The organism is Chthonobacter albigriseus, assembly GCF_013839445.1.
GTDB lineage: Bacteria > Pseudomonadota > Alphaproteobacteria > Rhizobiales > Pleomorphomonadaceae > Chthonobacter > Chthonobacter albigriseus.
This window is the reverse complement of record NZ_JACDIT010000010.1, coordinates 133,325-140,301: the sequence shown is the minus strand read 5'-3', so window position 1 is coordinate 140,301 and position 6,977 is coordinate 133,325. Positions and strand designations below refer to the sequence as shown.

The window sequence follows — 6,977 nt, the reverse complement described above, 5'->3', positions numbered from 1 at the left end:
GGTGGAGAGGCAGGTGGAGCCGTCGTGTCGATAGAGCCGATCCACCCCTCCTCCGATCGTCATGGTCCGCGCAGGCGGACCATGACGGCGGAAGAGGGGGAAGGCGGTGAGAGGTGGGGAGCGCGGCTGTTGCCGGATTAGAAGACCTTCGCGGTGACCATGGATGGCGTCCTTTGTATGTACACCGCGGTTTTACAGCCGGGACAAGGATGGCGCCCTACCGCCCTCCCCGCCAGCTGCCGCCCTTGGTGCCGCGGGTCTTCGCGCGGAACTCCGCGACGCTTGGATAGGTGCCGCGCTTGACGGGGGGCGGCGGGGGCGGGGGCGGGGTGACGGGCATCGAGAGCTTGGTCGGGGCGTTGCCGCTCTTGGCCTCGTCGACCATGCGGGCGAGCTTGACCAGGATCGCCGCGGTGCCCTTCAGGCGCTGCTCGGGATCCGGCCAGTCGCGGACGAGCACGATCTTCTGGTCCGGACGGATCTTGGCGAGGATGCCCTGCTCGCCGATGTACTTCACGAGCGCCGCCGGGTTCTCGAACTTGCCGTCGCGGAACGAGATGACGACGCCCTTCGGGCCGGCGTCGACCTTGTCGACGTTGGTCTTGCGGCAGAGCGTCTTGATGGTGACGATCTTCAGGAGGTGTTCCACCTCAGACGGCAGCGGGCCGAAGCGGTCGATCAACTCGGCGCCGAAGGCGTCGATGGCGGAGGCGTCCTCCAGGTCGGCGAGGCGGCGGTAGAGGCCGAGGCGCAGCGTGAGGTCGCCGACATAGTGGTCGGGGATCATCACCGGCGTGCCGACGGTGATCTGCGGGCTCCACTGGTCGTCGGCGAGCGACTCGTCGCCGGTCTTCAGGGCCGCGACGGCCTCCTCCAGCATCTGCTGGTAGAGCTCGTAGCCGACCTCCTTGATGTGGCCGGACTGCTCCTCGCCGAGGAGGTTGCCGGCGCCGCGGATGTCGAGGTCGTGGGAGGCGAGCTGGAAGCCGGCGCCGAGGGTGTCGAGGCTCTGCAGCACCTTGAGGCGGCGCTCTGCCTGGCCGGTCAGCTTCTTCTCCACGGGGGTGGTGAAGAGCGCGTAGGCGCGGGTCTTGGATCGGCCGACGCGGCCCTTCAGCTGGTAGAGCTGCGCGAGGCCGAACATGTCGGCGCGGTGGACGATCAGCGTGTTGGCGGTCGGGATGTCCAGGCCGGATTCCACGATGGTGGTGGAGAGGAGGACGTCGTACTGGCCCTCGTAGAAGGCGTTCATGATGTCTTCCAGGTCCGTCGCGGCCATCTGGCCATGGGCGACGGCGACCTTCACCTCCGGCACGTGCTTCTCCAGGAACTCGCGCTGGGAAGCGAGGTCGGAGAGCCGCGGGCAGACGTAGAATGCCTGGCCGCCGCGGTACTTCTCGCGCAGCAGCGCTTCGCGGATCACCAGCGGATCGAACGGTGTGATGAAGGTACGCACCGCGAGCCGGTCGACCGGCGGCGTGGCGATGAGGGAGAGCTCGCGCACGCCGGTGAGCGCCAGCTGCAGCGTGCGCGGGATGGGGGTGGCGGAGAGCGTGAGGACGTGGACGTCGGACTTCAGCTCCTTCAGCCGCTCCTTGTGCTTGACGCCGAAGTGCTGCTCCTCGTCGATGATGAGGAGGCCGAGGTCCTTGAAGGCGATGCCCTTGGCGAGCAGCGCGTGGGTGCCGACGACGATGTCGACGGTGCCGTCGGCGATGCCGGCGCGGGTGGCCGCGAGGTCCTTGGCGGGCACCAGGCGCGAGGCCTGGCGCACGACGACGGGCAGGCCCTTGAAGCGCTCCGAGAAGGTGCGGAAATGCTGGCGCGAGAGCAGCGTCGTGGGCACAACGACGGCGACCTGCTTGCCGCTGAGCGCGGCCATGAAGGCGGCGCGGAGCGCGACCTCCGTCTTGCCGAAGCCGACGTCGCCGCAGACAAGGCGGTCCATCGGCCGGCCGGCGCCGAGGTCGCCCATCACGCTGTCGATGGCGTTCAGCTGGTCGTCGGTCTCGTCGTAGGGGAAACGCGCGGCGAATTCATCGTAGACGCCCTCCGGCGGGACGAGCGAAGGCGCGGTCTTAAGGAGGCGGGCCGCGGCGGTCTTGATCAGCTCGTCCGCCATCTCGCGGATCCGCTTCTTCATCTTGGCCTTGCGGGCCTGCCAGGCGCCGCCGCCGAGACGGTCCAGGACGCCCTCGGCGTCCTCCGAGCCGTAGCGGGAGAGGAGCTCGATGTTCTCGACCGGCAGGAACAGGCGGTCGCCGCCGGCGTACTGGATCTCCAGACAATCGTGCGGCGCGCCGGCTGCCTCGATCGTCTTCAGCCCCATGAAGCGGCCGATGCCGTGGTCGACGTGAACGACCAGATCGCCCTCCGAAAGTGCAGCGACCTCCTTCAGGAAGTTGTCCGCGCGCTTCTTGCGGTTGGCGCCGCGGATGAGGCGGTCGCCGAGCACGTCCTGCTCGGCCACCACGACGACGTCGGGGAGTTCGAACCCGGTCTCCACGCCGAGGATGGCGAGCGGCAGCTTGTGCGCCGGGGTCTTCAGCGCGGCGTCGAGATGCGGGACGATCTCGGTCTGCTGGACGCCGTGGTCGGCGATGACCTGCGAGAGGCGATCGCGCGAGCCCTCCGACCAGCAGGCGAGCACGACGCGGCGCTTGTCGGCCTTGAGGGCGCGGATGTGGGTGACGAGCGCGTCGAACACGTTGACGTCGGAGGCAGCGCGCTCGGCGGCGAAGGAGCGGCCGGTCTTGCCGCCGAGATCGACGATCTTCGTCGCCGAGCCGTCGGGCCGGTGGAAGGGCGTGATCCGCCCGACGTCGCGGGAGAGGAAGGCTGCCTGGACCTCCTTCTCGGTGAGGTAGAGCGCGGTCGGCGGCATCGGCTTGTAGGGCGCGCCGGCGCCGCCGTCCTTCAGCGCATGGAGACGTGCGTCATAGTGGTCGGCGACGGTGACGAGGCGTTCGGTGACGGCTTCGTCGACCAGCGGATCGAGGAGGATCGGCGCATCGCCGGTGTAGTCGAACAGCGTCGCCAGGCTCTCGTGGAAGAGCGGCATCCAGTGTTCCACGCCGGCGTAGCGCCGGCCTTCGCTGATCGCCTCGTACATGGGGTCGCCCGAGGTCGCTGCGCCGAAGGCGGCGACGTAGCCCTGGCGGAAACGTTTGATGGCGGCGGGGGTGAGCTGGACCTCCGACATCGGCACCAAGTCGAGCCGGACGAGCTGGCCGGTGGTGCGCTGGGTTTCCGGGTCGAAGGTGCGGATCGTCTCCAGCGTGTCGCCGAAAAAGTCGAGCCGGACGGGATATTCGGTGCCCGGCGCGAAGAGATCCAGGATGCCGCCGCGAACGGCGTATTCGCCGGTGTCGCGAACCGTCGACGTGCGGGAGAAGCCGTTGTCCTCCAGCCAGCCTGCGAGCTGGCTCATGTCGATGCGGTTGCCGGGCGCGGCGGACATCACCTGCGCGGAGACGAGCGTCGGCGGCACGACCTTCTGGACGACGGCGTTCACGGTCGTGACGAGCACGAACGGGCGGGCGTCGTCGCGCGCCTTCACCAGATCGGACAGCGTCGTCATACGTTTGGCGACGATCGCCGGGGTCGGGGACACGCGGTCGTAGGGAAGGCAGTCCCAGGCCGGGAACTCCAGGATGCCGATCTCCGGGGCGAAGAAGGCGAGCGCACGGGTGAGCTGCTGCAGCCGCTGGCCGTCGCGGGCGACATAGACGGCGTCGAGCCCCTTCCGCTTCATCGAGCGGACCAGTTCGGCCAGGGCGTAGGCCTCCGCGCCATCCGGCACGCCGGCCACGGTGACGGAGCGGAATTCGTCGAAGATCTGGGCGTTGAGGGCGGACATGGGGCCTGGTCGCTGGATGCCGGGACGGCGGGAGGTGCCGGTCTGGAAAAACGGCAAGACACCGCCGGGCCCTGGAAGAGGCCCGTCGGCAACGCACCCTATGTAGCGTCCGCGTCAGGGAAAGTCAGTGGGAAAGAAACGCGCGGCGCGGTCGGATCAGCGGCCGTGGAGGCGGCGGCTGTCGTCCGGCGCTTCGGCCCGGTCATCGAGGCCGTAGTCGCGCAGGACCGCCGCGACGCGCAGGCGGTAGCCGGCGAAGACGCCGCCGCGGCCCTTGGCCTGGGTGGCCCGGTGCGCCGGCCGGTTGCGCCAGGCCTCGACGGCCGCCTCGTCGCGCCAGAAGGAAAGCGACAGGAGCTTGCCGGGATCGGTGAGGCTCTGGAACCGCTCGACGGAGATGAAGCCGTCCATCGTCTCAAGCTCCGGCCGGAGCGCGGCGGCGAGATCGAGGTAGTGCGCGGTCTCGCCCTCAGCGGGACGGACTTCGAAGATGACGGCGATCATCGGTGCGCCCTCCCCTCGGCTTCAGCCGGTCAGCGGATTGGCGGCGGCGAAAGCCATGACGCGCGACAGGACCGGGCCGTCGTAGTTCTGCGGCGTGTCCGTCCGGCCGAGGATCCAGCCGAACAGGTCCCGATCGGGCACCTCCATCAGCCGCTCGAACTCGTCCATCTCGGCATCGGAGAGGTCGGCGATGTGAGCGTCGGCGAAGCGCCCGAGCAGGAGGTCGAGCTCGCGCGTGCCGCGGTGCCAGGCATGGTAGAGCGCCTTGCGACGGCGGACGTCGAGGTCGTCCGAGGTGCGGGTGAGACCGGCAAGGGGCTCGGCGGACATGGCATGGCTCCGGACTGCGACGCGGCGCGGAGGGTGCGTCGGGGCGAGATATGTAGCGCGCGGTGGTGCCGATGTCAGTTGGTCATTGGGGGAGAGGCGTCGCGGGCGCTCGGCCGGGCGTGGTAAGGAACGGGCGATGAAGCCTCGAGTCCGGTGTTTGCTGCCCTGATGCGTCCCGAGATCCTGAACCCGTTGTTCCAGCCGCTGGCTTCGCTGAAGGGCGTGGGGCCGAAGCTTGCGCCCAAGCTGGGCAAGCTGGTGGGGCCGTCGGGCGAGACGGCGCGCGAGGCGGTGGTGGGCGACCTCTTGCTGCACGTGCCGACGCACCTGATCGACCGCTCCCGCGAGGAGCTGATCACCACGGCGCCGGAAGGTGCGATCGTGACGCTGCGGGTGCGGGTGGACCGGCACCGGCCGGCGCCACCGAACGGACGCGGGCCCTACCGGATCGCGGTGCACGACGAAAGCGGGGAGCTTTCGGTGTCCTACTTCCACGCCGAGAAGGCCTGGCTGGAGAAGCTGTTCCCGGTGGGCGAGACGCGGCTGGTGTCGGGGCGCGTGGAGTGGTTCAACGGCGCGCCGCAGATGGTGCATCCGGACCACGTCGTATCCGTGGAGGATGCCGACAAGCTGCCGAAGATGGAGCCGGTCTACCCGATGACCGAGGGCGTCTCGCCGCGGATCATGCGGCGGGCGATCGAGGGGGCGCTGGAGCGGCTGCCGGCGCTGCCCGAGTGGCAGGACGGCCCGATGCTGGCGCGCGAGCGCTGGCCGGGTTTCGCCGAAGCGTTGACCCGACTGCACCGGCCTGAGGAGCAGTCGGACCTTGCGGAGGGCAATCCGTTCCTGACGCGGCTCGCCTATGACGAGCTTCTGGCCAACCAGCTGGCGCTGGCGCTGGTGCGCAAGTCGCTGAGGACGGCGGTCGGGCGGGCGCGCAAGCCGACGGGCGAGATCCTGAAACGGCTGCGGGCCGCCCTGCCCTTCGCGCTGACCGGGAGCCAGGACGCGGCGATCGCGGACGTGCTGGCCGACATGGGCTCGCCGAACCGGATGATCCGACTGGTTCAGGGCGACGTCGGGTCCGGCAAGACGATGGTGGCGCTTTTCGCCTGCGCGGCGGCGGTGGAAGCGGGCGGGCAGGCCTCGATCATGGCGCCGACGGAGCTCCTGGCGCGCCAGCATGCCCGCTCGATCGCCCCGCTCTGCGAGGCCGCGGGACTGCGGCTTGCCTGCATTACCGGATCCGACCGGCCGAAGGCGCGCAAGGAGACGCTGGAGGCCGTCGCGATCGGCGAGGTGGACATCCTGGTCGGAACGCACGCGCTGTTCCAGCAGGGCGTCCTTTTCCGCGACCTGGCGCTTGCCGTGGTGGACGAGCAGCACCGCTTCGGCGTCCACCAGCGGCTGGCGCTGTCGGCCAAGGGCAGCCGGACCGATCTCCTGGTGATGACGGCGACGCCGATCCCGCGGACGCTGCTGCTCTCCTATTTCGGCGACATGGACGTTTCGCGCCTGACCGAGAAGCCCGCCGGCCGCAAGCCGATCGCCACGCGGTCGGTGTCGCTGGACAGGCTGGACGAGGTAGTGGAGCGGATCGGGACGGCGGTGCAATCGGAGGGGGCGAAGGCCTACTGGGTGTGCCCGCTGGTCGAGGAAAGCGAGGTGTCGGACCTCGCCGCCGCCGAAGAGCGCTTCGCCGTGCTGAAGGATGTCTTCGGCGACATGGTCGCGCTGGTGCACGGCCGGATGAAGGCGGCGGAGAAGGACGAGGCGATGCGGCGCTTCCAGTCGGGCGAGGCGCGCGTGCTGGTGGCGACGACGGTGATCGAGGTGGGCGTCGACGTGCCGGATGCGACGATCATCGTGATCGAGCACGCCGAGCGCTTCGGGCTCGCCCAGCTGCACCAGCTGCGCGGCCGGGTCGGGCGGGGATCGAAGGCCTCGACGTGCCTGCTGCTCTTCAAGGCGCCGCTCGGCGAAACGGCGAAGGCGCGGCTGACGGTGATGCGCGAGAGCGAGGACGGCTTCCGGATCGCGGAGGAGGACCTGAAGCTGCGCGGCGGCGGCGAACTGCTCGGCACCCGCCAGAGCGGCATGCCGGGATTCCGCCTGGTCCGCCCGGAGATCCACGGGCATCTCACCGAGATGGCGCGCGACGACGCGGCGCTGGTGCTGGCCAAGGACCCGGGCCTGCAGACGGAGCGTGGCGCGGCGCTCCGAACCCTGCTCTACCTTTTCGGACGGGACGAGGCGGTGAGGTTGATCCGGGCGGGATGAGCGG

4 protein-coding genes are annotated in these 6,977 nt (G+C 69.8%); 1 reads left to right on the top strand and 3 read right to left on the bottom strand.

Annotated elements, in window-relative coordinates; genetic code table 11:
• Window positions 1–217: 217 nt before the first annotated feature.
• From mfd to HZ321_RS19840, 3 genes are all read right to left on the bottom strand, one after another.
• On the bottom strand, window positions 218–3,859 hold the full coding sequence (gene mfd, locus HZ321_RS19850; protein WP_181704143.1) for a transcription-repair coupling factor: 3,642 nt from the start codon (window positions 3,857–3,859) through the stop codon (window positions 218–220).
• A 156-nt stretch (window positions 3,860–4,015) separates the two neighbouring features.
• On the bottom strand, window positions 4,016–4,363 hold the full coding sequence (locus HZ321_RS19845; RefSeq protein WP_181704142.1) for an antibiotic biosynthesis monooxygenase family protein: 348 nt from the start codon (window positions 4,361–4,363) through the stop codon (window positions 4,016–4,018).
• Window positions 4,364–4,384: 21 nt separating this feature from the next.
• Window positions 4,385–4,693: an FAD assembly factor SdhE gene (locus tag HZ321_RS19840; RefSeq protein ID WP_181704141.1), complete on the bottom strand. Its 309-nt coding sequence runs from the start codon at window positions 4,691–4,693 to the stop codon at window positions 4,385–4,387.
• A 168-nt stretch (window positions 4,694–4,861) separates the two neighbouring features.
• Here HZ321_RS19840 and recG point away from each other — a divergent pair, with 168 nt between their 5' ends.
• Window positions 4,862–6,973, top strand: coding sequence for an ATP-dependent DNA helicase RecG (recG, locus tag HZ321_RS19835; RefSeq protein WP_181704140.1), 2,112 nt, complete (start codon window positions 4,862–4,864; stop codon window positions 6,971–6,973).
• Window positions 6,974–6,977 lie beyond the last annotated feature (4 nt).

Coding starts and splice junctions, on each gene's coding strand:
- mfd (WP_181704143.1), bottom strand. CDS start 3,859: ATGTCCGCCCTCAACGCCCAGATCTTCGACGAATTCCGCTCCGTCACC.
- HZ321_RS19845 (WP_181704142.1), bottom strand. CDS start 4,363: ATGATCGCCGTCATCTTCGAAGTCCGTCCCGCTGAGGGCGAGACCGCG.
- HZ321_RS19840 (WP_181704141.1), bottom strand. CDS start 4,693: ATGTCCGCCGAGCCCCTTGCCGGTCTCACCCGCACCTCGGACGACCTC.
- recG (WP_181704140.1), top strand. CDS start 4,862: ATGCGTCCCGAGATCCTGAACCCGTTGTTCCAGCCGCTGGCTTCGCTG.